Annotated in this window: 25 protein-coding genes and 1 tRNA gene; 10 read left to right on the top strand and 16 right to left on the bottom strand. The window is 42.7% G+C overall.

From position 1 onward, the window contains the following. Positions 1 to 116 precede the first annotated feature (116 nt). Both KPL72_RS18540 and asd read left to right on the top strand, forming a co-directional pair. On the top strand, positions 117 to 1,589 hold the full coding sequence (locus KPL72_RS18540) for an HDOD domain-containing protein (protein WP_219704019.1): 1,473 nt from the start codon (positions 117 to 119) through the stop codon (positions 1,587 to 1,589). Between the two features lie 25 nt (positions 1,590 to 1,614). Further along, the gene (gene asd, locus KPL72_RS18535; RefSeq protein ID WP_219704018.1) at positions 1,615 to 2,475 is read left to right on the top strand and encodes an archaetidylserine decarboxylase; all 861 of its coding nucleotides are present in this window, start codon (positions 1,615 to 1,617) and stop codon (positions 2,473 to 2,475) included. Between the two features lie 75 nt (positions 2,476 to 2,550). Here asd and KPL72_RS18530 read toward each other — a convergent pair whose 3' ends face one another. The 6 genes from KPL72_RS18530 to queA all read right to left on the bottom strand — a co-directional run bounded on the left by KPL72_RS18530 (position 2,551) and on the right by queA (position 9,155). Next, positions 2,551 to 3,540: a serine hydrolase domain-containing protein gene (locus KPL72_RS18530; protein ID WP_219704017.1), complete on the bottom strand. Its 990-nt coding sequence runs from the start codon at positions 3,538 to 3,540 to the stop codon at positions 2,551 to 2,553. Positions 3,541 to 3,690: 150 nt separating this feature from the next. Next, entirely contained in the window at positions 3,691 to 4,605 is a 915-nt protein-coding gene (gene secF, locus KPL72_RS18525; RefSeq protein WP_219704016.1) for a protein translocase subunit SecF, read from the bottom strand. A 9-nt stretch (positions 4,606 to 4,614) separates the two neighbouring features. Further along, the gene (gene secD / locus KPL72_RS18520) at positions 4,615 to 6,465 is read right to left on the bottom strand and encodes a protein translocase subunit SecD (protein ID WP_212915592.1); all 1,851 of its coding nucleotides are present in this window, start codon (positions 6,463 to 6,465) and stop codon (positions 4,615 to 4,617) included. A 78-nt stretch (positions 6,466 to 6,543) separates the two neighbouring features. Next, positions 6,544 to 6,870, bottom strand: a complete 327-nt coding sequence (yajC, locus tag KPL72_RS18515) for a preprotein translocase subunit YajC (protein WP_212915593.1) — start codon at positions 6,868 to 6,870, stop codon at positions 6,544 to 6,546. A gap of 72 nt (positions 6,871 to 6,942) precedes the next feature. Next, positions 6,943 to 8,061: a tRNA guanosine(34) transglycosylase Tgt gene (gene tgt, locus KPL72_RS18510; protein ID WP_198135093.1), complete on the bottom strand. Its 1,119-nt coding sequence runs from the start codon at positions 8,059 to 8,061 to the stop codon at positions 6,943 to 6,945. Between the two features lie 32 nt (positions 8,062 to 8,093). Continuing rightward, entirely contained in the window at positions 8,094 to 9,155 is a 1,062-nt protein-coding gene (gene queA, locus KPL72_RS18505; protein WP_219704015.1) for a tRNA preQ1(34) S-adenosylmethionine ribosyltransferase-isomerase QueA, read from the bottom strand. A 159-nt stretch (positions 9,156 to 9,314) separates the two neighbouring features. Here queA and KPL72_RS18500 point away from each other — a divergent pair. Beyond that, positions 9,315 to 9,399: transfer RNA gene (locus KPL72_RS18500), tRNA-Leu, on the top strand. 88 nt (positions 9,400 to 9,487) lie between these two features. Continuing rightward, on the top strand, positions 9,488 to 9,685 hold the full coding sequence (locus tag KPL72_RS18495; protein WP_212915595.1) for a DUF2986 domain-containing protein: 198 nt from the start codon (positions 9,488 to 9,490) through the stop codon (positions 9,683 to 9,685). On the opposite strand, the gene KPL72_RS18490 is transcribed toward KPL72_RS18495, so the two are convergent. Next, positions 9,682 to 10,497 carry a helix-turn-helix domain-containing protein gene (locus KPL72_RS18490; RefSeq protein ID WP_219704014.1) on the bottom strand — a complete coding sequence of 272 codons (816 nt, stop codon included), beginning with the start codon at positions 10,495 to 10,497 and terminating at the stop codon, positions 9,682 to 9,684. The genes KPL72_RS18495 and KPL72_RS18490 overlap by 4 nt on opposite strands. Before the next feature lie 213 nt (positions 10,498 to 10,710). Between KPL72_RS18490 and KPL72_RS18485 the strand changes: the two genes are divergently transcribed. The 3 genes from KPL72_RS18485 to KPL72_RS18475 are packed head-to-tail and all read left to right on the top strand — an operon-like array spanning position 10,711 to position 14,635. Further along, the gene (locus KPL72_RS18485; protein WP_219704013.1) at positions 10,711 to 12,150 is read left to right on the top strand and encodes an alanine/glycine:cation symporter family protein; all 1,440 of its coding nucleotides are present in this window, start codon (positions 10,711 to 10,713) and stop codon (positions 12,148 to 12,150) included. Positions 12,151 to 12,203: 53 nt separating this feature from the next. Continuing rightward, positions 12,204 to 13,607: an aspartate ammonia-lyase gene (locus KPL72_RS18480; RefSeq protein WP_219704012.1), complete on the top strand. Its 1,404-nt coding sequence runs from the start codon at positions 12,204 to 12,206 to the stop codon at positions 13,605 to 13,607. Next, positions 13,604 to 14,635, top strand: a complete 1,032-nt coding sequence (locus KPL72_RS18475; protein ID WP_219704011.1) for an asparaginase — start codon at positions 13,604 to 13,606, stop codon at positions 14,633 to 14,635. The genes KPL72_RS18480 and KPL72_RS18475 overlap by 4 nt, the downstream gene beginning before the upstream one ends. A gap of 54 nt (positions 14,636 to 14,689) precedes the next feature. On the opposite strand, the gene KPL72_RS18470 is transcribed toward KPL72_RS18475, so the two are convergent. The 4 genes from KPL72_RS18470 to KPL72_RS18455 all read right to left on the bottom strand — a co-directional run bounded on the left by KPL72_RS18470 (position 14,690) and on the right by KPL72_RS18455 (position 16,775). Continuing rightward, the gene (locus KPL72_RS18470; RefSeq protein ID WP_219704010.1) at positions 14,690 to 15,046 is read right to left on the bottom strand and encodes a VOC family protein; all 357 of its coding nucleotides are present in this window, start codon (positions 15,044 to 15,046) and stop codon (positions 14,690 to 14,692) included. 7 nt (positions 15,047 to 15,053) lie between these two features. Then, complete coding sequence (locus KPL72_RS18465) at positions 15,054 to 15,941, bottom strand: EamA family transporter (RefSeq protein WP_219704009.1); 888 nt, start codon at positions 15,939 to 15,941, stop codon at positions 15,054 to 15,056. Positions 15,942 to 16,051: 110 nt separating this feature from the next. Continuing rightward, positions 16,052 to 16,249 carry a 2-hydroxymuconate tautomerase family protein gene (locus tag KPL72_RS18460; RefSeq protein WP_219704008.1) on the bottom strand — a complete coding sequence of 66 codons (198 nt, stop codon included), beginning with the start codon at positions 16,247 to 16,249 and terminating at the stop codon, positions 16,052 to 16,054. A 10-nt stretch (positions 16,250 to 16,259) separates the two neighbouring features. Beyond that, positions 16,260 to 16,775: an NADPH-dependent FMN reductase gene (locus KPL72_RS18455; RefSeq protein ID WP_219704007.1), complete on the bottom strand. Its 516-nt coding sequence runs from the start codon at positions 16,773 to 16,775 to the stop codon at positions 16,260 to 16,262. An 87-nt stretch (positions 16,776 to 16,862) separates the two neighbouring features. Between KPL72_RS18455 and KPL72_RS18450 the strand changes: the two genes are divergently transcribed. Then, positions 16,863 to 17,303, top strand: a complete 441-nt coding sequence (locus tag KPL72_RS18450; protein WP_212915604.1) for a GtrA family protein — start codon at positions 16,863 to 16,865, stop codon at positions 17,301 to 17,303. A gap of 26 nt (positions 17,304 to 17,329) precedes the next feature. On the opposite strand, the gene KPL72_RS18445 is transcribed toward KPL72_RS18450, so the two are convergent. The 3 genes from KPL72_RS18445 to KPL72_RS18435 form a co-directional block, all read right to left on the bottom strand. Then, positions 17,330 to 18,334: a pirin family protein gene (locus KPL72_RS18445; protein ID WP_219704006.1), complete on the bottom strand. Its 1,005-nt coding sequence runs from the start codon at positions 18,332 to 18,334 to the stop codon at positions 17,330 to 17,332. Between the two features lie 123 nt (positions 18,335 to 18,457). Beyond that, positions 18,458 to 19,735, bottom strand: coding sequence for a sensor histidine kinase (locus tag KPL72_RS18440; RefSeq protein WP_219704005.1), 1,278 nt, complete (start codon positions 19,733 to 19,735; stop codon positions 18,458 to 18,460). After that, positions 19,732 to 20,412, bottom strand: coding sequence for a response regulator transcription factor (locus tag KPL72_RS18435; protein ID WP_212915607.1), 681 nt, complete (start codon positions 20,410 to 20,412; stop codon positions 19,732 to 19,734). Before KPL72_RS18435 ends, KPL72_RS18440 begins: the two co-directional genes overlap by 4 nt. Positions 20,413 to 20,580: 168 nt before the next feature. Here KPL72_RS18435 and KPL72_RS18430 point away from each other — a divergent pair, with 168 nt between their 5' ends. Together KPL72_RS18430 and KPL72_RS18425 are read left to right on the top strand one after the other, a co-directional pair. Further along, on the top strand, positions 20,581 to 21,606 hold the full coding sequence (locus KPL72_RS18430; protein ID WP_219704004.1) for a glycosyltransferase family 2 protein: 1,026 nt from the start codon (positions 20,581 to 20,583) through the stop codon (positions 21,604 to 21,606). After that, the gene (locus KPL72_RS18425; protein ID WP_219704003.1) at positions 21,606 to 23,036 is read left to right on the top strand and encodes an ArnT family glycosyltransferase; all 1,431 of its coding nucleotides are present in this window, start codon (positions 21,606 to 21,608) and stop codon (positions 23,034 to 23,036) included. The genes KPL72_RS18430 and KPL72_RS18425 overlap by 1 nt, the downstream gene beginning before the upstream one ends. Positions 23,037 to 23,127: 91 nt before the next feature. On the opposite strand, the gene KPL72_RS18420 is transcribed toward KPL72_RS18425, so the two are convergent. Both KPL72_RS18420 and gbdR read right to left on the bottom strand, forming a co-directional pair. Continuing rightward, positions 23,128 to 24,843 (bottom strand): polysaccharide lyase family protein, encoded by a 1,716-nt coding sequence (locus tag KPL72_RS18420; RefSeq protein ID WP_219704002.1) that lies wholly within the window; start codon positions 24,841 to 24,843, stop codon positions 23,128 to 23,130. A 229-nt stretch (positions 24,844 to 25,072) separates the two neighbouring features. Further along, positions 25,073 to 26,176, bottom strand: coding sequence for a choline metabolism transcriptional regulator GbdR (gene gbdR / locus KPL72_RS18415; protein WP_219704001.1), 1,104 nt, complete (start codon positions 26,174 to 26,176; stop codon positions 25,073 to 25,075). Between the last annotated feature and the right edge of the window lie 234 nt (positions 26,177 to 26,410).

Raw genomic sequence — 26,410 nt, 5'->3', positions numbered from 1 at the left:
TCTTCCTTAATACCGACAAAGTATGCTCTCATCTCAATATACAGTATGATTAATGAGATCAAAAATATAAGAGCATTTAAAACTCAACAACAACCGAGCCTCTAATGTAACCAGCTATGATAGACAAGTCACCTTCTGGCCTAAATGAATGGCTACATTTTCTTAAAAATAAAAAATTTCCTGTTAGAGCAGTTAATTTAACTCGCCTAAAGACTCAAACCAAAAGAACAGAGGACACGCTTGATGGAATACAAGCAAATATAGCCTCAGACCCACTATTGGCTTTTGCCATTCTAAATGAAGCAAATCGCATCATACCGAATAAGAATAGCGAAATAAAAACCCCTTTCCATGCCGCTGCGATGGTTGGCATGAACGGCATCGCAAAACTACTTCCACAATTTGTTGCTTATGAAACCAAAGGCAAACAAAAACAGCCTCATTTAATGGCGTTCCTAAGTGAATTACAGACCAGCTACGAAGCAGCCACGATAGCCAGACATTGGGCGATAGAAAAACTAACCAGCCACGAAGATGATATATTCTGGATAACCCTGTTTCGAGATGCTGCAAGATGGTTATTGTGGTTCTACGCTTACCCAATCATGCTAGCTATCAACAAAAAGATTCAACAAGGCGAAAAAGCAAGCCAAGCTGAGCTGAGCATTTTAGGCTGCCGCATAGATGAACTTACCGTTCACTTATGCACCTATTGGCACACACCAAACAAAGTCATCGAATCATTTTTAACCAAACACATACCCAACACAAAAGAGCTACAGACACTAGCGCACCTAGCGCACCACCCAGAAGAACTACCAGGTTTCGTAGAAGATAAAAGATTGATTATCCTAATAAACAACCCACTTATTTTTTCATATTGCGCGAACAAAGTTGCCCACGAAGCCAGCCTTATGCGGTGGGATTCCAAAAACCTACCTTTTTTCTATCGCGTTGTTGCTACAGTAATGCATCGTCGAATCGGCGAAATAATCCAAACAGCCCATTTAGCGAGTGCAGAGGCCGCACAACTCTATAATACGGGTGGAAAAATCCCGCTTGCACAGCAATTACTCGACCCAGATTTATATACGGGCAAATCAAAACCAAAAGCCGCCTTATCACCCATTGCCGCGCTCAAAAAAGCACTCTGTAAAAACAGTGAATACGATACAAAACAAAAAACTGGACTGGCATTAAAAACCATAAAGCAGGCTATACCAAACGCACAACACAGCATTATTTTTAAACACGAAAATGACAAAACAGCCCCCATGTACCAATTTGGCTATAACATAGAAGTGATCAAAGCCATTCAATGGAGCGCACCATCAAGCGTATTTAAAAAACTATCTAGCAAACGCTCTGCCATCCACATATTTGGACAAAAACTTGATAACTTGTTAAAAGACTTTCCACATACATCGGATCAAATAATTGATACAAATAGCCACCTAATTTTGGCATCCACACAGATATCAAAAAACGAAACCGTCATATTCTGGCTAGAAACCCGCACAGAATTCAACGAAATAGATTATAAAAACCTAAAACAGATCGTGTCTTTAATCAGCCACAACACATTATAAATTCACCAATATCAGGATAAACAACGTGACTAAAGATCAACTTTTTGCATTTGCACAACACATTACTCCGCAAAAAACACTGTCTCGCGCTATTGGAAAAATAGCCGAATGCGAAAACAACTGGGTAAAAAACACTTTTATTGGCCAATTTGTCAAAAAATATCAAGTAGACATGTCTGAAGCAATCAACAGCGACCCACTGTCCTACCGCAACTTTAACGACTTTTTCACTCGGGCTATCCGCCCAGAACTACGCCCTATCTGTGATAAAGATAACGGTATAGCTTGCCCTGCAGACGGCGCAATAAGCCAACTTGGAAAAATAGAACATGGCACAATTTTACAAGCAAAAGGCCACCACTACAGCCTAACAAGCCTTTTAGGAGGTGATGCCTCTCTATCAAATCAGTTTCTTGGCGGCTCTTTCGCAACCGTTTACTTATCACCAAAAGACTACCATCGCGTTCACATGCCACTGACCGGCAAGCTAACCAAAATGATACATATCCCAGGCAAGCTATTCTCAGTTAACAAAGTAACTGCCGAACAAATCCCTAATGTATTTGCTCGCAATGAACGCACAGTCTGCCTCTTTGATACCGAAGCTGGCCCGATGGCAGTGATACTAGTTGGCGCTATGATCGTTGCCAGCATAGAAACTATATGGGCAGGTCAAGTCACACCATTCAATAAAAATGTCGTCACTTGGGACTACAACGAACTAAATAACATTGAAATCAAAAAAGGTGAAGAAATGGGACGATTTAAACTGGGATCAACCGCTATCGTATTATTTGGCAAAGATGCGGTTGATTGGGAAGAATCTTTGCAAGCAGAAACCCCAACAAAAATGGGCATGCATTTCGGCAAGATTGCAGATAAATAATCACAAAAAAACACCACTTAATAAAAGCCTGCATTGAGCAGGCTTTTTATTGGAACAAAACCATTAAAACACAAACTACATCACCGACTGAATAACAGGGACAATATCCTGACTGACCATTTCGTGCAATAAGTCGCGATAACCAGTGCGACCAGAGGGTAGGTTTTCCTGAGACGTAATCGCTATAGTTAAAGCCAACTCGGGCAATACATAAATCATTTGCCCACCATAACCCCAACCATAGTATCCCTGCACCCCTGCAAAGGTTTGAATAAACCAGCCATAGCCATATTGCCCGCGATGAAAGCGAGATTGCGTTCGAGGCGTCCAACTTTCTTCTATCCACTTTTCAGAGATTAAGCGCTGACCAGCTTCCGTGACACCCCCTCGCCGATACAATTCACCAAACGCCAATAATGAAGCTGGCGTCATACCAACTTGATTCCCTCCCATTGGAATACCCTGCGGATCTGTTTCCCAACTTTGTATTTGAATACCTGCTCCCTGAAGCCACTGATTAGCCAGTCGATAAGTATGCTGACCGCTTTGGCGCATTATGATAGCTGACAACATATGCGTGCTGCCTGTTGAATACTGCATATTACCGCCAACAGCTTCAACAAAAGGCTTTGATAGCGCCGCTTTCACCCAATTATTACTCGCCACCCAGCGACCATAATTACGACCAGAGGTTCGTTCTAACCCTGCCTGCATAGAAAGCAAATGACCTATCGTAATATCATTCAAACTAGGGTCTGGATTACTAGGCAATTGATCGGCAAGCAAGGGCGCAATTGGCTGATCAACACCCTCAACAACGCCACGTTCAATCGCCATACCTACAATGGCAGACATAAGGGATTTTGAGGCCGACTTGATATTTGCAACAGCATCAATATCCGCCTTGTTATATGCCTTCGACCAAACAAGCTCTCCTTTATGTGCGATCTGTACCGTCTTTATATTAGAAAAGCCTTGAGCCGTTTTATCCATAGCACTCAAATCTAAGGCATTAACCTGAGCACTAACGAACAAAAGCAATGAACTAAGCAAAACAACATACATACTGAACGATTCATCCTAATTTCAAAGTAAGGCCAATTCACGAAAAACACAAACTGGCAGCTGATAAACAAAATCATTCTGTCGATTAAACCACATAAAAAAGCCTGCACGAAGCAGGCTTTTTCTTAACGATAAAAGTCAACTTAGCTACTATGGCAAGTCGTCTTCCAACTCTTCTTTTGGCGCTGGAATTAAATCTTCTCGTTTAACATCCATCGCTAGCAATAAATTTGCCGCTACGAAGATAGAAGAATACGTACCAATCACAATACCAACCAACAATGCCATAGCAAAGTTATGAATAGCCTCACCACCAGCAACAAACAACACAACCAATACAAACAAAGTCGTTAACGATGTAATCAAAGTTCGACCAAGCGTCTGATTGATAGAATCATTCACTAAATTATATGGTGTTGTATCACGCATAATACGGAAATTTTCACGAATCCGATCACACACTACTATCGTATCGTTGAGGGAATAACCGACCACAGCAAGTAAGGCCGCCAGCACCGTCAAATCAAACTCCACCTCAAAGATAGAAAAGAAGCCCAATGTGATGATCACGTCGTGAATCAAAGCCGCAACAGATGCTACAGAGAATTTAAATTGAAAACGCACAGCCACGTAAATCATCACGATAGCCAACGCAAGCAACATACCTAGGCCACCTTGCTCACGCAACTCCTCACCCACTTGCGCACCAACAAATTCTGAACGCTGAAGAGACACATCAGTCGCTCCATTATTCTGCAGTGTTGATAGAACCTCATCACCCAAAGTCGCCGTATAGGCATTTGCCATACGAACCACAACATCAGTTGGCGAACCAAAGTTCTGCACAACAACATCAGAATAGCCGTTTTCACCTAGCAGTGTACGAACGTCATCCAATTTTGGTGCTTCTTTATAAGCTACCTCTATTAATGTACCGCCAGTAAAATCCAACCCAAACTGCACACCCTTTGTTGCCAAAGAAACAAGAGAGATCAGTATCAACGTAAGTGAAAAGACAGCTACGATTTTACGCATTGCCATAAACGGAATATTTGTCACTTTCATGGCATTCTCCTAAATGTACAGTTTCTTATTTTTACGGCCGCCATACACAAGATTAACCTGTGCACGAGTTACAACGATTGCCGTAAACATAGAAGTAAGAATACCCAGTGATAATGTCACTGCGAAGCCTTTAACAGGACCTGTTCCTACCGCAAACAAAATCACAGCAACCAATAAGGTCGTGATGTTGGCGTCGAAAATAGTCGTAAACGCACGGTTAAAGCCAGAATGAATCGCCTGCTGGCTTGGCACACCACTTGCTAATTCCTCTTTTATTCGCGAGAAAATCAACACGTTAGCATCCACCGCCATCCCCATCGTTAATACAATTCCGGCAATACCCGGCAAAGTAAGCGTCGCGGAAAGTAAAGACATACAAGCCATCAAAAGCACAATATTCAACGCCAACGAGATATTGGCAAAAATTCCAAACACCTTGTAGTAAACCAGCATGAACAACATAACAACGAGCAAACCGATTTGCGCCGAACTCACACCCAACTTGATGTTTTCAGCACCCAAGCTTGGCCCAATAGTACGCTCTTCAACAAAGTAAATTGGCGCAGCCAAAGCACCAGCACGCAGTAACAAAGCTAATTCAGAAGATTCACGAGGACTATCTAGACCCGTGATACGGAATGAATTCCCTAGCGTCGTTTGAATAGTTGCCAGAGAAATAATGCCTTTCTCACTATAACTTCTACGCACTTCTTCCATCTTGCCATCTTTTTCGACAAAACGACTGCGAGACTTATGCTCAATAAACACCACCCCCATGTTACGACCAACCGCAGAACGAGTAACTTTACTCATCTGCTTGCCGCCCTTAGCATCCAAACTAATGTTTACTTGTGGGCGACCATTTTCGTCGAAAGAGGAACTCGCATCAGAAACACTATCACCAGTAATAATAAGATCGCGCTCTAAACGAGCAGTACGACCACTACCATCACGGAAAGTTAAAGTCTCAACATCACTACCGTTGTCATCCAGACCTGCTTCCAAATGAAATTCAAGGTTAGCTGTTGCACCGATAATACGTTTCGCTGCTGCAGTATCCTGAACACCTGGCAACTCAACAACAATACGATTACTACCTTGACGCTGCACCAAAGGTTCGGCCACACCAAGTTCGTTTACACGATTTCGCAAGGTGGTTAAGTTTTGCTGTAACGCATAAGACTCAATCTCTTTCTTAGCCGCTTCGGTAAAGCTAACATCTAAGTAAAAATCAGTACCATCTTGACGCGTTGCGTAACGGTATTCAGAAAAGTCCTTCTTCAACAAGGTTTCAGCTGAAGCCAAATCAGGCTGCTGCAAGAAACGAATCGAAAGCACGCCATCTTCAATATCAACACTACGGTAACGAATACGATCTTTGCGCAATGCCGCCTTCATCTCGCTAGCACTAACATCAAGTCGTTGTTTTAGCGCTGCAGGCGTATCTACTTCTAGCAAGAAGTGAACACCACCGCGCAAATCAAGGCCCAATTTAGCAGGACCAGCACCTAAAGAAGACAGCCATTCAGGCGTCGTAGGTACAAGGTTAAGCGCCGTCACATAATCTTCACCCAATGCTGCCGCCACAACCGGCTTAGCAGCAAGTTGGTCCTCACCGCTATTAAAGCGCAAGGTACCGCCAGCAGAGGTAAGCTCTGCTTCTTTTAAATCTATATTCGCTTTTGAAAGCGCACTTTTCGCTTTTTGCAAAGCCTGCTCATCAACAACAGCAGTCGCTTTTTGGGTAGATAGTTGTAGCGCTGGATCATCCGGATAAAGGTTTGGGAAGGCATATAGTAGCCCCAAAGCCAAAACAAGAAGAATTAGCAAATACTTCCACAAGGGATACTTGTTAAGCATGAAAATTCCTTTACACCTAAAAAATTAAATGGATCGATAAAGAAGAAAAGCGCCTTGGTAGGCGCTTTTCAAAGAAGGTTAAATTGACTTTAACGTTCCCTTAGGTAAAACAGCAGCAACTGAAGATTTTTGAAATTTCATTTCAATACCTTCAGACACTTCAAGTACTACATAGTTATCGTCTACTTTAGACACTTTACCTATTACACCACCGCCAGTTACTACCTCAGTGCCTTTCGCTAGAGATGCAATCAAGTTTTTATGCTCTTTTGCACGTTTCGCTTGCGGGCGCCACATAAGGAAGTAAAAGATGACAACGAAGCCAGCAAGAAGTACTAGGTTAAAAATACCTGCATCTGCTGGTGCGCCGCCTTCAGCGTAAGCTGGTGAGATCAATGCGATCATGGTGTTAACTCTCCAATGGTTTATGAAACTGTTGCGAACCCTTCTGTAAAGGAATCCGCATAATTTTGTTTATTATTCACTCAAAGCTGGCGTTTCTAGGCCTCGCTTTGCATAAAACTCATCAACAAAGGCGTCAAATCTACCTTCATCGAGCGCCTGACGCAATCCCGCCATGAGTGTTTGGTAATATCGTAGGTTATGAATTGTGTTTAATTGCGCCCCTACCATTTCTTGACACTTATCTAAATGATGTAAATAAGACCGAGAAAAGTTTTTACAAGTGTAACAATCACATTCTTTGTCTAATGGACCAACATCGTGACGATATTGAGCATTACGAATGCGGACCACGCCATCTGATGTAAACAAATGACCGTTACGTGCATTACGCGTTGGCATAACGCAATCAAACATATCTACGCCGCGACGAACACCCTCGACCAAATCTTCTGGTTTACCTACACCCATTAAATAACGTGGCTTATCTGCAGGCATTTTGGGAGTGGTGTGATCCAAAACCTTCATCATTTCGTCTTTCGGCTCACCCACTGACAATCCGCCAATCGCATAGCCATCAAAACCAATATCCACCAAGCCTTCTAGAGACTCATCACGAAGGTTTTCGTACATACTGCCTTGGATAATACCAAACAATGCAGATGGACTGTCACCATGCTCATCCTTAGAACGTTGCGCCCAACGCAAACTCATGCGCATAGACTTAGCCGCTACCTCAGGCGTCGCCGGATAAGGCGTACATTCATCAAAAATCATCACAATATCAGAGCCAAGATCACGCTGAACTTGCATGGAGATTTCGGGACTTAAAAACACCTTCGAGCCATTAATTGGTGAACGAAAGCTCACACCCTCTTCGGTAATTTTGCGCATTTCGCCAAGCGAAAACACTTGAAAACCACCAGAGTCCGTTAAGATCGGCTTTTTCCATTGAGTGAAATCATGCAAATCACCATGGGCTTTCACCACATCCGTTCCCGGACGCAACCAAAGATGGAAAGTGTTCCCCAAAATAATATCAGCACCAATTTCTTCGATATCTTTGGTCAACATGCCCTTCACTGTACCGTAAGTACCAACAGGCATAAAAGCTGGCGTTTCGACCTTCCCACGCGGAAACGTCAAGGTCGCACGACGCGCCTTTCCTGACGTAGTGTGAAGTTCAAAATCCATAAAACATTCTGGACGCTTATCAGACATACGTCTTATTCCTCACCTTGCGGGCCTTTAGCCTGCGCATTTCGTGTAATAAACATGGCATCACCATAACTAAAAAATCTGTACTTCTGCTCAACGGCTTTTTTATAAGCGGCCATCACATGGTCATAACCCGCAAAAGCGCTAATTAGCATAATCAGTGTCGACTCTGGCAAATGAAAATTCGTCACCAAAGCATCCACTGTTTTAAATTCATAACCTGGGTAAATAAAAATACTGGTGTCGTCCTGCATCGGCGCTATATCACCACTTTGGCTTGCCGATTCAAGACTACGAACACTGGTCGTACCAACAGCAATAACTCGACCACCACGCGCTTTAGTGGCTTTAACTTGCTCAACCACACTAGACTCAACTTCCACATATTCAGCGTGCATAATATGGTCTTTTACATTTTCGACCTTCATTGGCTGAAAAGTTCCAGCACCAACATGCAAGGTAACAAATGCTGTTTCAACCCCTTTTGCTTTAAGCTTTTCAAGCAAAGCCTCATCAAAATGCAAGCCAGCGGTTGGCGCAGCAACAGCTCCAGGTTTTTGATTATAAACAGTTTGATAACGCTCTTGATCACTATCTTCATCAGGACGTTCAATATAAGGCGGTAACGGCATATGCCCAGCACGCGTTAGCACATCTAAAACAGGCTCATTAAAAACAAGGTGAAACAACGCACCTGAACGACCAACCATGGTCGCTTCAATCTGCTCACCTTTATCTTGTCCCAAAATCAGCTTGCTGTTTTCTTTTGGCGACTTACTCGCACGAACATGCGCTAGTGCTTCATTTGTATTAATGACTCGCTCGACTAGTATCTCAACTTTTCCGCCAGATTCCTTTTGCCCAAAAACACGCGCAGGAATAACTCGAGTGTTGTTAAACACCATCAAGTCACCTGGCTGAACCAAGCCCAACACATCTGGAAATTGACGATGAACTACTTCACCGCTAGGACCATCAAGATGCAACAACCGACTGGCTGTTCTATCAGGCATAGGATAATTAGCGATCAATGAATCAGGTAAATCAAAGTGATAATCGGAAACGAGCATGAAAAGAAAGCTACCTAGGAAAAAACGACCCAGCATTCTAGCGAAAATCCACTCAAAAAGGTACTTCCAAGCCACTACTTGTTAAAAAGATAAAAAATAATGCGCATGGCCGTTGACTTATCCTATAAATACCCTAGAATACGCCTCACCTTTTTCAAGGCCAGTGTGGTGGAATTGGTAGACACGACGGATTCAAAATCCTGTGCCTTCGGGTGTGGCGGTTCGAGTCCGCCTACTGGTACCAACATAAAAAGCCCTGATCGTTGATCAGGGCTTTTTTTTCGTTCCTTGAATGCTATTCTGGGACAACAGCGTCATCTTAGGAACAAAACATGAATCGCCGCAAAAAAATCAAAGACATATACGACAAGCGCATGAAACAGGCTAACCTAAAGGTAAACCCTAAAAAAGCCAAGCCTAAATACATTTCAAAAGCGGAGCGTGCAAAAATGGAAGCCGAAGCGGCTGCCAACCTAAACTCAGACGTTGATACAGAAGCAACTGAGACAAGCGAAGTAAAAGACGCTTAAAATCGCGCTCTAAAGTGCCAGTCTCCCTCTTTCATATCATTTTTGATTGACTGGCAAATATCCTCATCTATCTGATCACTGTCCACTTCATATAATCCGCACTGAGCAACAGCACGCTTTTCATTAATATTCGAACCCAAATATTCATAGACAACTCGCGCACAACATGGCGCTCTTTCACCACTCCCAGACACTCCTAAACGCAATCCAGTCAATCGCTCGACGCGGTTTTGAAAAGAAGGATAAAGAATCGTCTGCGTCATCTCCACATGAGTTTGGCTTTCATAGTCGATCAAAAATAATCTATCCGACAATAACTGCACCACGCCATTATAAACGCCATGAAAAGACTTCTTTAAATTACGTGGGTTCAAGCGTTCAGTACGCTGATAGTAAGTTTTATCACCTTGAGACTCTACGTGCACCAAGGTGCGTAAAATCTTTCCCGGGCATGCCATAGAAAGATAATATTCAAAGTAATAGCCACAATACTTGGCTAAACCATGCTGGCCAGACTGATTCAGTTTATTAAATTGCATCTGCTCTGGCGTAAGACTTTTGACATCTTCATTTTGACGAATCGGACGTGCCTGTACCAGCTTAGCAAAATGAGCGTGCGCCAACGCCATCTCACTAGGCTCAACACCAAAAAACTCACCAATGCGCCGCTGAGTGCTATTACTCGGTACTGTTGTCCCATTTAAATAACGATTAAATTGCGCGCGATTGATATTTAACCGACGACACACATCCGCCACCGATTTGTAGTAACTGCATAATAACTGCAAGTTATCCGCAAAATCCTGAGCCACAATTCACCCCACCTTACGAGCCAAAGTTAAACATCAGCAGTGTAATGAATTCGCCTTTCGAAAACACTTAAAAAATGATGCTATCTGATGCTTCAATAGCACCAACTAGCATCAGCAAGCATCTTTTTACGAACTCCCTTTCCTACTTTTTTTTCGTTCCAATGAGCTCCTTAAAACCAAATAATAAATCTAAAAAAACAGGAGTTCCCCCTCATGCTATCTCTTATCACCGACTTGCTTTGGAGTAAGGTTCTTATCGCTGTATTAATCGGCATCGGAATCTGGTTTACCGTTGCAACCCGTTTTGTACAATTTCGTTATTTTGGCAATATGTTCGGTATTCTTACAGCCAAACACCATGAAGCCGATGGAAAACATTTAAGCTCATTCCAAGCCTTAATCTTATCTGTAGCAGGTCGTGTTGGCGGCGGTAACATTGCCGGCGTAGCCGTTGCTATCACTATCGGTGGCCCAGGTGCGATATTCTGGATGTGGGTTGTTGGCCTGATGGGCATGGCAACCAGTTTCGTGGAATGTATGCTGGCGCAAACCTATAAAACAGCAGAAAAAGACGGTACCTTCCGCGGCGGTCCAGCGTTTTATATCGAGCGCGGTTTAGGCAAAAACTGGAAATGGTTGTCTGTACTGTATTCAATCTTACTATTGGCCACTTTTGGCATCGCCTTCACAACCTTGCAATCTTATTCTGTTGCGACATCATTAGAAGACGCCTTTGGCATCCAGCCCTACTACAGCGGCATCGGCATGGCGTTAATTGTTGGCCTGATTATTTTTGGTGGCGTTAAACGTATCGCACAAGTTGCTGAAGTGCTGGTGCCTATTATGGCTGGCGGCTACTTGTTAATTGCCCTTATCGTTCTTGCGATGAACCTAAGCGCGATTCCAGATACCTTGATCATGATAGTAAAAAGTGCGTTCGGTTTAGAGCCAGCGTTTGGCGGTGGTATTGGCGCAGCGATATTAATGGGCGTAAAACGCGGTCTATTCTCTAACGAAGCAGGTCTTGGTAGCGCGCCAAACGTTGCAGCGGTTGCCTATATTCCACACCCAGCAAACCAAGGCATTGTTCAAGCTTTCTCTGTATTTATCGACACAATCGTATTGTGCACTTGTACAGCATTGATCATTCTTCTTGGCAGCGCCTATGACCCAAGCAGCACCGATACAATCCAAGGTGTTGCCTTAACTCAAGCATCTCTGGCAACTCACATGGGCGATTATGGCCGCATGTTCGTCAGTATTGCTCTACTACTATTTGGCTTTAGTACTATTTTGTATAACTACTACTTGGGTGAAAACAGCGTTAGTTACCTAACTAAATCAGACAATCATGGTTTTTACATGAACGCCTTCCGCGTCATCATCATTTGCCTTTGCTGTACAGGCGCTATTCTTGATCTAGGCACTGTGTTCGCTTTTGCAGATTTGAGCATGGGCTTATTGGCGCTGGTTAACTTATTTGCTCTAGCTCTGTTATTTAAAGTTGCTAAACGCGTCATGAAAGACTTTGACGATCAGCGTAAACAAGGCAATAAAATACCAACATTTGAAGCAAACCGTTTCGCCGATTTGGATCTAGACCAAGAATCTTGGCCAAATAGTGAAAAGCCACATAACACAAACCACCAATAACCCAACTTAGATTACGCCTCACTGTGATCCAGTGAGGCGTCAGGAAGAACATCATGAATACTCGCTCTGAATACGATTTACTTGGCAATATGGACGTTCCTGCTGACGCGCTGTACGGCATACAGACATTGCGTGCAGCTCAAAACTTTTCAATTACTGGCGTTCCGATTTCACACTTTCCTGAATTGATCAAAGCCTTGGCAATGGTAAAAGCAGCTGCCGCTCGAACCAACCAAGAAATGAAACTACTAACAACCGAAAAAGCCGATGCCATTGTCTATGCCTGCCAAGATTTGATCCAAGGTCAACATCACGATCAATTCATTGTCGATGTTATTCAAGGTGGCGCTGGTACCTCAACCAACATGAACGCCAACGAAGTCATTGCCAACATAGCCCTAACAAAATTGGGTCATGAGAAAGGCGAATACAAATTCCTACATCCAAATGACGACGTAAACCGCTCACAATCCACTAATGACGCATACCCAACAGCGGCCTGCTTAGGCATTCAGTTTGCAGCGGATAACTTTGTTCCAAGTCTTGCTTCACTAAAAGAAGCACTAGAAGCCAAAGCTCGTGAATTCTCGCACATCGTAAAAATGGGCCGCACACAACTTCAAGATGCTGTGCCAATGACTCTAGGCCAAGAGTTTGACGCTTTTGCAGTTACTCTTGGCGAAGACATTGATCGCATCAGTGAAGCTTGCGCACTGCTATGCGAAGTTAACCTTGGCGGCACCGCAATCGGTACAGGCATCAATACTCCTGAAGGTTACGCCAAACTGGTTGTAGAAAAATTAGCGACTATATCAACAAAACCACTTGTACCAGCAAGCAATCTAGTCGAGGCAACATCCGACATGGGTGCGTTCGTATTTTTCTCCGGCATTTTGAAACGCCTTGCTATTAAACTAAGCAAAATGAGCAACGACTTGCGCCTATTATCAAGCGGCCCTCGTACTGGTTTAGGCGAAATCAACCTACCACCAATGCAGCCAGGCTCGTCTATTATGCCAGGCAAAGTAAACCCGGTAATTCCAGAAGCGATGAACCAAACAGCTTATCAAGTTATCGCGTCTGATCTTGCTGTAACATTGGCCGCTGAAGCAGGTCAATTACAGTTAAACGCTATGGAACCTATGATCATTTATAACGTACTAAATTCGTTAAAAATGCTGAAAGAAGCCTGCCAAATGTTAGAAACTCGCTGCATACGTGGCATCACTGCTAATGAAGCAGTGTGTGCTGGCCACGTTGAAAACAGTATCGGTATCATTACCGCTCTGGTTCCGCATATTGGTTACGCGAATGCATCACGCATTGCAAATACTGCACTACACACCGGCAATACTGTGAAAGCCTTAGTGATTGAAGAAAACCTGCTTACGGAAGAACAGGTGAATATTTTACTAAGCCCACAATCCATGCTATCGCCTAGTAAGGTTGTGATATGAGCGCGCAAGTACTCATCTTATACACGGGCGGCACCATAGGCATGGTTCAAACAGAGCAGGGCTTGGCCCCTGCTTCTGGTTTGCAAGAACGTATAGAAATGGCGTTAGGGATGAGCATTAATACCCTTCCCTCTTTTGAAGTACTGGAAATTTCGCCTTTAATAGACAGTGCCAATATCACACCAAAACACTGGACAAAACTGGTGTCTATTCTTGCAACCCATTGGCAAGATTATGATGGCTTTGTGATTCTCCATGGTACGGACACCATGGCGTATACCGCTTCAGCTTTGTCTTTCATGTTGGGCGCTTGCACTAAGAACATCATCCTGACCGGTTCACAAATTCCGTTAGGCATGAATCGCAGTGATGCCACATCAAATCTACAAGCCGCATTATCACTGGCAGTTTCCCATAGAATTGCCGACGTGAGCCTGGTGTTTGATGGCAAGCTAATGCGCGGTAATCGCATTCAAAAAATCAGCAGTGGTCGGTTTGAAGCCTTCCATACCCCAAATGATGATTTACTGGGCGAACTCGCTATTGGTATGCAGCTTTATCCAAATCGTATGCTTAAAAGCGATGAAGAAGTCACAGCAACATCACTTGAAAACAACATAGTTAGTTTTAAAGCTAGCGCTGTTGGCGTGATTACTCTGCATCCGAGTCAGCCAGCTGCTGTCTACCAAAGCCTGTTGGACGACAAAGATTGCAAAGCCATTGTTCTACTAACCTATGGCGCAGGCAATGTGCCAGATCAAAACCCAGCGTTTTTATCGTTTTTAACAGAAGCCATGTTGCGCAAGAAAAACATCGTTAATTTGACCCAATGCCTACATGGTGGCGTATCTCAGGGCGCTTATGCGGCGGGATCTATATTATCTTCGATGAATGTATTAAGTGGAAGAGACATGACCTTAGAAGCCGCCTTCTGCAAACTCCATTGGCTGATTGCCACAGGTGAAAACTATTACGGCATTCTTGAGAAATGGAACACGAATTATTGTGGTGAATTCACTCCTCAATAATACTCGACATGCTTATAAATGGCCTTTGCACGATACAGTATAAAGGCCATTTTTTTACTCGCTAGGTTCACTCCATACCGCCCATTCGTTACCACACGGATCCAGAAAGTGAAAACGACGACCACCAGGGAAGTCAAAAATTACTTGTTCAATCGTTCCACCCGCCGCCTGCACTTTTTCAAATACCACTTCGAGCTCATTACTGTATAAGATAATCAGCGCTGCGCCATTTTGAGGTCTTGAACAGAAGTTCGCCTGAAAAAAACCACCATCCAATCCTGCATTTTCAAATGCTGAATATTCGGGCCCATAATCTTTAAACTCCCATCCAAACACCTGACTAAAAAAAGCTTTATTTAACGCTAAATCTCGCGCTGGTAATTCAACATAATTGATCTTATTGGATTCCATATATCTCTCACTTAATTGTCGATGTTACTACCAAAATAACGCTGATTACGATCATAGCGCCACCGATCCATTGTTGTTTGGTCATTTTCTCTGAAAAGCGCACTTTTGAATAATACAGGGTTCCAACTATTTCAATCTGACCTAATGTTTTTACCAAAGCCGGATTAACCAAAGCAAACCCCGTAAACCAACCGATTGACCCTAAAGAGCTCAACACGCCCACTTTACAACTTAAGACAAACTCATGTTTAAAGGGCGCCAGAACATCTTTGCTTTTATAAATTTGGATGCCGCACAAAATAATAGACTGTAGAGCCAAAACATACCAAAGTGTGACACCAGCACTGGTAATAAGAGAACCAGACAATGAATGACTAGCAATCGACGACGTCACCGAGGTAATAGCAAAACACAAGCCACTAGCCAGACCTAACAAGAGAGAAACATCTTTATGAGCTTGTCTGATATTGCTCCATTTAACGCTCATCACAATCGCTCCTAGCACCCCAAAAGCAATGCCGAACCATGCGCCCATCGTCAAAGTATAGTGCAGCAAAGGCAAACCAATTAACGCCGCCAAAACCGCTTCCGTTTTAGACAACAAGGTCCCTAATGCGAAACTACCAGACTGAAAGGCTCGCAACATAAAATACGTCGCCATAACCTGAGCAACCGCACAAACACTCGCCGCAACAACAAAAACTAGGCTTTTTTCGACAGATACCCAACCAAATAGCTGCCAACAAATAACAAGATACACACTGACTAAAGGCAAGCCGTATAAAGAACGTGACATAGTGGCATGTAAGAATCCTGTTTCACGAGCCAGAGTATTTTGATACGCCGTTCGAACTGACTGACAACCTGCTGCGAACAGAGTAATAAAGATCCACATACCAACGCCTTATGTTGCAATTTGAAAGCGCTAGCATGGGGTTAAGAAATGTATTTGTAAAAGGAATAAATCTTATAATTTGGATTCCAATTAGGAATTCGTTTAATTTTTTATTTCTTTCTCAACTCAGTGACTTGCTCTCCTGCAATCCCCCAGTTATCGGTGCTCACTTCATCAATCACCACAACGGTTGTAGCTGGGTTCTTTCCTAGCACATCAACCAATAAATCCGTCGCACCTTTAATCAATGCTTGTTTTTGTTCCTTAGTCACACCTTCATCGGTAATTCGTATATTGACATAGGGCATAATGAAGTCCTTAAAATTTAGCAACAATGTCTAACAAGGCTTGCTTAACAGACGCATCAACAACTTCACCGTCTTTCATCACGTTATAGAAGCTAGGCACGCTCAGACTACCAACAATATTACCTTTGAAAAACGGCATGCTGTTTACGGTTTGGGCTAGCACACTACTTGCGCCACCAGGTCCTGGAGATGTTGAAAGCACAGCAATAGGCTTATCTTGATAAACCGCTTTTTCGATACGAGACGCCCAATCAAAAATGTTTTTATAAGCCGCAGAATAAGAGCCATTGTGCTCAGCAAAAGACGCGACAATAACATCCGTTTGAGCAATAGCATCAACGAAAGCTTGCGCTTGAGCAGGAACACCTGATTCTTTCTCAAAGTCTTCACTGAAAAGCGGCATTTCAAAATCATTAAGATCAAGAAGCGTTACTTCTGCCCCTTCAACGAGATTTGCTGTGTAGCCGGCCAATGCTTTGTTAATTGACTGCTTGCTAGAGCTCGCACCAAATGCAAGTATTTTCATTTTCGATCCTTTTATTTCGTTAAGGTTAAAACGCTAAGATAAAATTGTTTCATCTTTTTTTGATATTACCTTGTTTAGAATGCCATTATGAACTCAATTTTCAAACATACTTTTGTACGCTTTGCCATCGTGGGTGGTGCTGGTTTTTTGGTCGACCTTACCTGTATGCTGCTGCTTTCCTTTTGGTTGCCGCACCTTGTCGCAAGAGGCATCGCATTTTGGGTAGCGGCAAGCTCAAATTGGTGGTGGAATAGAACTATTACCTTTACCGAATCAAAAGCTCAAATAACAAGCACAAACAAAAAAGCTACCGCTCTGCAATGGATACAATTTCTCGGCAGCTCTGCTATTGCTTTTGTGCCCAACTGGGGATGTTACTTAGTACTCATGTCTCAACCACCAGCCACACCTAACTCCACACTGAGTCTTTTATGGCCTTATCTAGCCATGATCCCTGGCATTTTAATTGGCATGATGCTCAATTACGTTTTCTCACGTTTCTGGATATTTTCTCCCGCGAAATTTTAAACTGCCACAAAATCAATGTTGCCAACTTAGGCTTCTTCAGCACCATGCTCTGCAAAACGCCCTTTCGATTTATCATGCACTTGATCATGGCGCGGCCAAGGCCAACCGCCAAATTGCGTACGCTGGTAATCTTCAAACGCTTGCTGTAACTCGGCACGCGTATTCATAACAAACGGACCATGTTGTTCAACATGCTCACCGATTGGGCGGCCTTGCAACAACAAGAATCTGGCTTTTTCACCCTGATTACGCAATACCAAAGCCGAATCACTTTTCAAGACAAAAGCTTCATTAATAGAGACATTTACACCATCTAACGTGACCTTCTCACCTTCAAAAAAGTACAAAGTACGGCTCAAATTAGCTGCCGCTGCAGGCAAGGTCCATTCACCATTTTCTGGCAAATCAATCAACCAAATAGCAACGTCGTTTTTACTATCCGCCGCCCATGAATTAGGCGGACAAGGTGAAGGATCAACATTTTGAAACGTGCCAGCAACCACCTTAACTTGAGTTTCCAGACCTTTACTGTCGGCAACCTGTACCACAGGCGTATCTTCATTCCAAAGCATAGTGAAATGCGGTGGTACCATTTTATTTTTGCTTGGTAAATTTAGCCAAATTTGAAACAATTCCAAGGGATTAGGACCATCTTCGTTTAGCAAAGGAAACATCTCAGAATGCTGAACACCTTCGCCTGCCGTCATCCACTGAGTATCGCCCTCCCCATAACGGCCAGCCGCACCAATAGAATCGGCATGATCAACAAAGCCTTTATTGACAATGGTTACCGTTTCAAAACCGCGATGCGGGTGAGCAGGAAACCCTGGGATGCTTTTACCGTGGTACATACGCCAGCCATCAATACCGCCAAAATCTTGTCCCAAAGGACGATTATTTAACGATACATCAGGGCCCATAGAAGCATTTGCTTTTGGATAAGTGTCGTTATGAAAAGCACAAAATAAAAAAGGATCAAATGTTGGCCAGAACATCTGAAGGGGAATTCGTTTTAAAATTGATGAGCTCATTATGTTTCTCCATCAAGAAATCATGTTACCAATACGTACATGATAGCATCTATAAACTTGATTGATTTATGCTGATATCGGTTCTAACCCATTCACTTTTTCAATATATATTCTCAGAAAAACTTATGCACCACTTGGAAAAATTACTTTCGCCGTACACCCTGGCGCGCCACTGTCTATCGACAAATTATCACTCAAAGAGAAAGAACAATGATACTTAGCGCAAATATCGCGCACTATCATCAATCCTAAACCATAACTTTCACCACCCGGTTTGCCGCTCAAACCGCAACCTGTATCAACAATAGACAACTCATTTTCAGATACCACGATATTCACATAGCCTTCTTCGGTGCAAGCCATGGCATTTTTCAGCAGATTCCCCACTAAAATATGAAAAGTAGGAACAGGTAACTTGGTAATAACTTCACCGTTTTTTACAATATCAACTGTGACAGACTTGCCAGTTAAGTAGCCCAAATGCATTTGTCGAATATCTTCAAATTCGTTATCTTGCACAACCCGTGAAGTAATCGCAGCCAAATCTTCATCACGAGTCAGAGACAACAGAGTCGCGATGTAGTCTTCCATCTCTTGGCAAGCTTGAACCATGCGCACTCGTTGACGCTCTAAAAATTCTTTAGAATCAGATTTGCCTATCAAGGTTGTCGCGCCTTTCATGACCATAAGAGGCGTGCGTAACTCATGACTCGCATAGCGGTTAAAAGCTCTCTCTCGCTGAATCAATTCTCGAATTTGATTTTGGTAACTATTTAATCGATCAACCAGATGACGGATTTCACGTGTTGCCGCCCCTTCTGGCAATTCAATCGCAGACAAATTGGCAGGCGTTCTATCACCAAGACTTTTAGAAAGTTGGGCAAGCGGCTTGGTTAAACGATCAGATATTCGCATGACCACCCACAAACTGACGATCAATAACAACAGAGACAACACTAGCTGAGTACTTTGTGTTTCAAACATCTGCTCTTCAGAGATTTCATAAATCTCGTCGTAATGAATCACATAAATATCTTTTAACTCACCATTCAGCATAGCTTTAGAATGCATGGAAAACATTTCTAGCGTCGTATCTGATTCTTTGTCTAATTCATAAGGCTTATCGTCTTTAGTATTCTCAGCAAGAACCACCCCAGACGGTAAGTTTTCTTTCCCCACATAGACTTCAGAAAAAGGCGGCACAGAAACATGAGTTAACTGAGTGCCATCCAGTAAAGAGATAGCTGTATTTTTATCTTTTAACATACGATTTTCAGCATAGATCATTTCTATATTTTCGATCATCGACGTAAACATAGAAAAATGAAATGCAATAATAGCGAATGCTACAATCGAAAAATAAGTGAAGGTAAGCTGTTTCGCGGATTTAATTTGTTTCATTCATCACCTTCAGCAACAAGACGATAACCCACCTTAGAGACAGTTCTTAAATAAGCATGCTCAAAAGGTCGATCAATCAAACTACGTAATTGATAAATATGACTGCGTAATACTTTGCTATCAGGCTCTTCATCACCCCATAAGGCATCGCAAATTTCATCTTTTGATACCACATCAGGCGCTTTTTGAATAAGGCATTTTAAAATGGTGTATTGAGAAGGATTTAAAGAGTAACGGCCACCTTCACGCTGCAACACTCGCGTATTCATATCCAAAGATAAATTACCGAAGGTTAACGTCCGATTGGCCACACTGCCTTTTCGTCTTCTTACTAAGGCTTGCAATCGAGAATCAAGGATTTCCAAATCAAAAGGCTTCACTAAATAATCGTCAGCTAAATGGTCAAAACCCGTCAAAATATCATCTTTAGTGTCGCGGGCCGTGAGCATTAATATAGGTGTATCAATGCCAGCTTCACGCAATGATTTACATACCGTTAATCCGTCCATTTTAGGCAACATAACATCTAAAATAATGGCATCATAATGTTCGGCTTTTGCTAACTCATACCCTTGTAAACCATTGTTCGCGTAATCTAATACGTAATCTTTGATTTCAAAGTAATCAAAGATTACACCAGCAATATCTTTGTGATCTTCTACTAATAGTAATTTCATATTTTTCTCAATTATCAAAAAGCGCTATAAAAAAGTGCTGTAAAAAAAGAGTGGGCTAATAAAGCTGAATTGTCACATAAAAGCATGAAAAAAAAGTGAATCACCTTTTTGCGACACCACTTTTATTAGGATGTACTCAACGAATTTTTCCGTATTCAGGAGAACATCATGAGCGCCATTCCATATAGACAATACGCGAACGTTGAATCCGCGGCAAAGGAACCAGCAGTCAAGGCACAACCTTTGGTATCCGTAATTATCCCCTTTTTAAATGAAGCGGATGTATTGGCTGTTTGCCACCTACGTGTCTGTGAGGCACTTTCTAAACTACAGCAGCATTGTGAAGTCATCTACATTGATGACGGTAGTAGTGACAACAGCTGGGAATTAGTGAGTCATTTTAAGCACCCTTTACATCAAATACGCAGCTTACGATTAAGCCGAAATTTTGGCAAAGAAGCGGCAATGAGCGCGGGAATGAAAGCCGCATCAGGCCGCTGTGTCATTCTACTTGACGCGGATTTACAAGATCCACCTGAATATATTTCTGCGATGGTACAAGCATGGCAAGATGGCGCTCAAGTCGTCGAGATGCAACGTCGCGAGCGTCACGGAGAAAGTTGGTTAAAACGCACCACAGCACATTGTTTCTATCGCTTTATGTCCAAAATTAGCGATCACCCGATTACCGAAAACGTCGGTGACTTTCGCCTAATGGATCAAAAAGTCGTCAAGGTTATTAACACCTTGCCAGAAAGAACCCGCTTTATGAAAGGCTTACTTGCTTGGCCTGGCTTTACTCGCAAAGTCCTCACCTTTGACCGCGCCCCCCGTTTGGCTGGTGATACCAAGTGGAACTACCCAAAACTCATTCATTTAGCTCTGGAAGGCATTACCTCATTCAGCACCAAACCATTACGCTGGGCAACCATGGCTGGCCTAACCACGTCAGCTATCGCTTTTATTATGGCTCTGGTTATTTTCACCAAAACCATCGTTTGGGGTGACCCTGTTGCTGGTTACCCATCGACAATACTCGTCGTACTATTTTTAGGTGGCATTCAGCTCTTATCTATTGGAGTGCTGGGCGAATACGTTGGTCGATTGTTCATTGAATCCAAACAACGACCTTTGTATGTACTCATGGAAGATGCTATGACAAAGCCCACTTTCAAATACTCGGACTCTGAATAATGCAACAACCGACCTTCTCATTGCCGCCTGCAAAACTGCTGATCACATTGTTGATTAGCTGCTTAGTATTGCGCTTTCTTTCTTTATCCCTCTACCCATTGATGGACACCACCGAAGCGCGTTACGGTGAAATGGCGCGCATCATGTTCGAAACTGGCAACTGGATCACGCCAATGTTTGACTACAATGTGCCATTTTGGGGAAAACCGCCCATTTTCACTTGGTTAAGCAGCCTTGGATTCAATCTATTTGGCGTCAATGAATTCGCTGCTCGCGTACCTCATCTCATCGTTGGGTTAGGAGTGATTGGGTTAGTTTATAAACTGGCAAAAGATCATTTCCAATCATCAAGCATGGGATTTTTTGCTGCCAGCATCTTAGCATCTACCGTCTCATTTATTGTCTTAAGTGGCGCGGTAATGACAGATACGGCCCTCACCTTTTCTATTGCTCTAAGTATGATTAGCTTCTGGCAAGCATGGAGCAACAAAGGCAAGATCTGGGGCTATTTGTTTTTTGTTGGTTTAGCATTAGGCATGCTGTCAAAAGGCCCATTAGCAATTGTATTGATTGGCATAAGTTTGACTATTTGGCTGCTCCCTAACGGCCGCTGGAAAAAACTATGGAACACTTTACCTTGGGGAGTTGGCACCTTACTGTTTCTTGTTATTTGCGTGCCTTGGTATGCCATTGCGGAATACAAAACACCGGGGTTTCTAGATTACTTCATCGTTGGTGAACATATTAAACGCTTCATCGTCAGTGGCTGGCAGGGTGACTTATATGGCAGTGCGCATGAAAGAACTCGCGGCACTATTTGGTTTTACGCCTTGATGTCTATGTTGCCTTGGAGCCCACTTGTCATCTGGCAATGGATTCGCACGATAAAAGACGACAAAGACGTTGAAGAAAGTTCAGATGGATTCGGCACTTTCTTGTTATTTTGGATGTTGTCGCCGATGATTTTATTCAGCTTTTCGGGCAATATTTTAGCCAGCTACGTGATGCCAGCACTGCCAGCCATGGCATTATTATTGGTGCATCTTCATAGCCAAAGACCATTACAAAGCTGGCTCTATAAAGTCGGCTTCATCACGCCATTTTTGCTTATTGTACTAATCAGCGTGTTACATTTCGATTTAGTGCCAAAACGCTCAGAAGACAAAATACTTGCGGTTTGGAAACAACAACCAGAAGCCACACAAAGCGATTTATTTTATCTGCATAAACGCCCTTTCTCTGGCCAATACTATTCATCAGGTAAGGCAAAACAGCGCTCAACCGATGTAAACTCTTGGCTACCAACACAGAGCAAAGCATTTTTCATCGTTCAAGCGGCGAATGATCATACTGTGTATTCAAACTGGTCATGCGGTGAAAGAGACAAAACCGATAGGGAAATACTGCTGTATTGCCAACCTTCTCAATAATGGCAATTGATAGAACGACGAACTCTAAGGAATTGAGACAAGAAAAACACAAAGGTGCCGAAGCTTCTTTGTGTTTTTTTATAGCATATATCTAGCGGTTTAAACTGATCACGTCATACATAAACGCCCCGCCAAGCACTTCAAACTCAAGCTGATTACCTTGGTTCTTTAAATGCTCAGCAGGAACATCCAGTGTCTCTGCATGATAACGTCCGCTTTGCATCGCACTTCGATAAATAGCTTTATCATTAGCATAGTGCACTTCTTTGAGCAGCTTGCCATTAAGTCGAACAAGCAACCTAGGTGCCGTCGTCGCTTTCCCCATGCCACTATTACTCGCCGCAGCAAACGCGATATTAAGTTTAGCGTCGGCCACTTTATCTAAATCAAAGTTTACCTGCCAAATACCCGGTTTGGTTTGTGCATAGTACCAATCTTCTTTTTCATTACTTTTCCCAATATCGTAAATCAAACTAACAGGCGTTTCGTGTTGCCAACGATTATTTCGAGGCTCGCCTGCGAACTTAAATTCATCCGCTCGACGATTTGCTTGGCCTATTTGCCATAGCCTTGTCTGTGTTGATAAAGGCAACTCGATTGGCTTAACCTGACTTCCAGCTTTTAGGGTGACAGAGCTCTCATACAAAATACCTGTTTGAGAGCCTGATGTCGCATACACAGCAAGCCGATAATCACCTGGCACGACATTGGCAATTGCATAATTACCTTGAGCATTCGTTTTAGATGAATAGAAATAGCCTAAAGTCTGCTGATCGAACTCTGCATTCGGATCGTTACTTAAAGTAACTACCACAGGAGCCTTAGTTTTCACATTCCCCTTCAAAGAAGCCCGTTGGTGCTCATATCGAGTGTCTTTTAGCCAGTCATAAGGCCATTTAGCTTGCTCTATAGAAGCTCGCTGCTGAGCATTTTTAATAAGTTGTTGGGGGGTTACTGCCTTATTCACATAGACTAACCAAGGGCCGTATATTTTTTGCCACCCTGGAGGAGCTTGCAAATCAGGAGAACCAAGATGAGCGCCAGTTAAATAATTAAGCGCAATAGCATCTTGATGAACCAGTAACTCTTGATTTAGCAAATCCCCTGAATAATATTCGTGACTAGCAGGAATAACCCACGCGCCAAATTTCTCGCCTAATACTCCCCACAAATTACTTTCACGCTGATAATTCACCAAATCATATTTACTATAAACATCGCCATTAGACAGACGCCAAGTTTCGTCTTGCACAAACTCACTGTTTTCTAAAGATGCATAGCTTGGTGGTGTAGCGAGCGTTTCACCATTATAAAGATGCGGCATTAAAGCAGAATCAAAACGATAAACCGTACGCAACTCAGCTAATCGCGTAACAGAGTCATGTTGATTTTTCGCGACAACATAATTGTAAACACCACTAACACCTGGGCGCAAAATGTAATGATATTCCAATAAAATATGATCGCTTGATTTACCGTCAAAACGCAGATGAATTTGCTCATCACTGTTCTCGAGCACTTCGCTAGATGCTGCGATAAAATTCGTCGCGCCACCTGAAACTCCAGTGTGATAATCCAAATAGAAACTACGCGTTTTATTCGGATCTCGGCTCACACCACTCAGTTTTTTGACAAGGTTCTCCCCGTCTTTAATCAAAGATAGAGAATCACCTTGTTTAGATAAAGTTAGTTGAATTAAACCATTATCAAGCAAATAACGGTCTTCACTTTCACTTAAAGAAAGGCCTTGGGCCGACGCTTGATAAGACAAAGCGAGTAACGCCAAAAGACTAATGGAAGGTTTCATGGAGGTCTCCTTTTATTGTTATCTTGTCATCCATCGGGCTAACAATGCACTTTGCTCTAACTTGTCGCCCTGACTAGTTGTACTAACAAAAGGAAATCAATACAAATAAATAAAAATGCGTTTCTTTTATTTTGCTATCACGTTTTATCAAAAAAACAATCACACAAAAAAGCCCAAGTCGTATTATCACTAATAAAACTCAGGCTTTTATCAGAAAGAGTTAGCAGTTTTACACAGCAACCGACCCATAACTCGGCTCAGTATGCGAATGATTTAACGCATCATGGGCATGGGGAATATAGACAATCGAATCACCTTTTTCAGCTTTCAGAGCCTCAGAGGTTTCACCTTTCCATGCAATTTTTCGCTCATCACGAGGAGAGACACCAATGTGTTTGCGATAGCAGCGACTAAAATGCGGCGTCGATATAAATCCACACGCCATGGAGATTTCTACAATCGACATATTCGATTGCTTTAACAATTTACGCGCTCGTTCGAGTCGTAAACGTAAATAAAAGCGTGATGGTGAACAATCTAAATGGCGATGAAACATACGCTCAATTTGACGACGAGACACGTCAACAAAAGTCGCCAATTCATCTAGCTCAATAGGTTCTTCCAAGTTGTTTTCCATTAACTCGATCACATCCACCAGCTTCGGCGTGCAAACTCCTGCACTATTAAACTGACGCATTGGCATGCGCTGCTGATCGGATTCATTACGAATACGATCGCAAATAAACATATCGGAAATGGCATTGGATAATTTAGGGCCGTGCTGCTTGGTCATCATGTTTAAAAACATGTCCATCGGCGCACTGCCACCAGAAGACGTCATACGATCTTTATCTATGGAGAATAGCTTGTTGTTACAATTAACTTTTGGGAAGGCTTCTTGCAAAGCCGTTAAACATTCCCAATGCACACTACATTGATAACCATTTAGCAAACCGGCATAAGCAAGGACATAAGCGCCGGTACAAATACCTCCAAGCTGAACACCTTTGCGCGATTGTTTCATCAGCCAAGAAACTTGCTTTGCGGTAAAAGTTCGTGTGATATCAACGCCACCAGCGACAATAATCAAATCAAACTCACCACTTTCTTCCATAGACAAATCTGGGGTCAAAACTAAACCATCACTTGCCGTGACAGGCTGACCACTTTCAGAAATCAAGCTCCAACTATACAACTCTTCTGCTGACAACTGGTTAGCCATTCGCAGCGGTTCTATAGAAGAAGCAAGCGCGATCATTGTAAAATGATCGAGCAACAGAAAACCTACTTTAGTTGTGCTTCTTGCATCGAAAGCTAGGGGGGTATTTTCCATATTAATGTCCTCATATATGCGCATCTATATTGCTAGGCAAGATCCAGACCAAGTTATCTAGATAACCCTAATTAATATCGATAAAACATACTTTTTTTTATTTTTCTAAGGAAACACAAAGTTCTCAATTCACACAGTAAAAGACAAAAATCTAGGACTAAGACAGTGAAAATGTAGCCCTTTCCTTTTTTACTAAAATCAATACCATGCCATGCACCAATATAGACCATAAGT

The organism is Marinomonas lutimaris, assembly GCF_019426345.1.
Taxonomy (GTDB): Bacteria; Pseudomonadota; Gammaproteobacteria; order Pseudomonadales; family Marinomonadaceae; genus Marinomonas; species Marinomonas lutimaris.
Note: the sequence above shows the minus strand (reverse complement) of the source record. Positions and strands in the feature narration are given on the sequence as shown.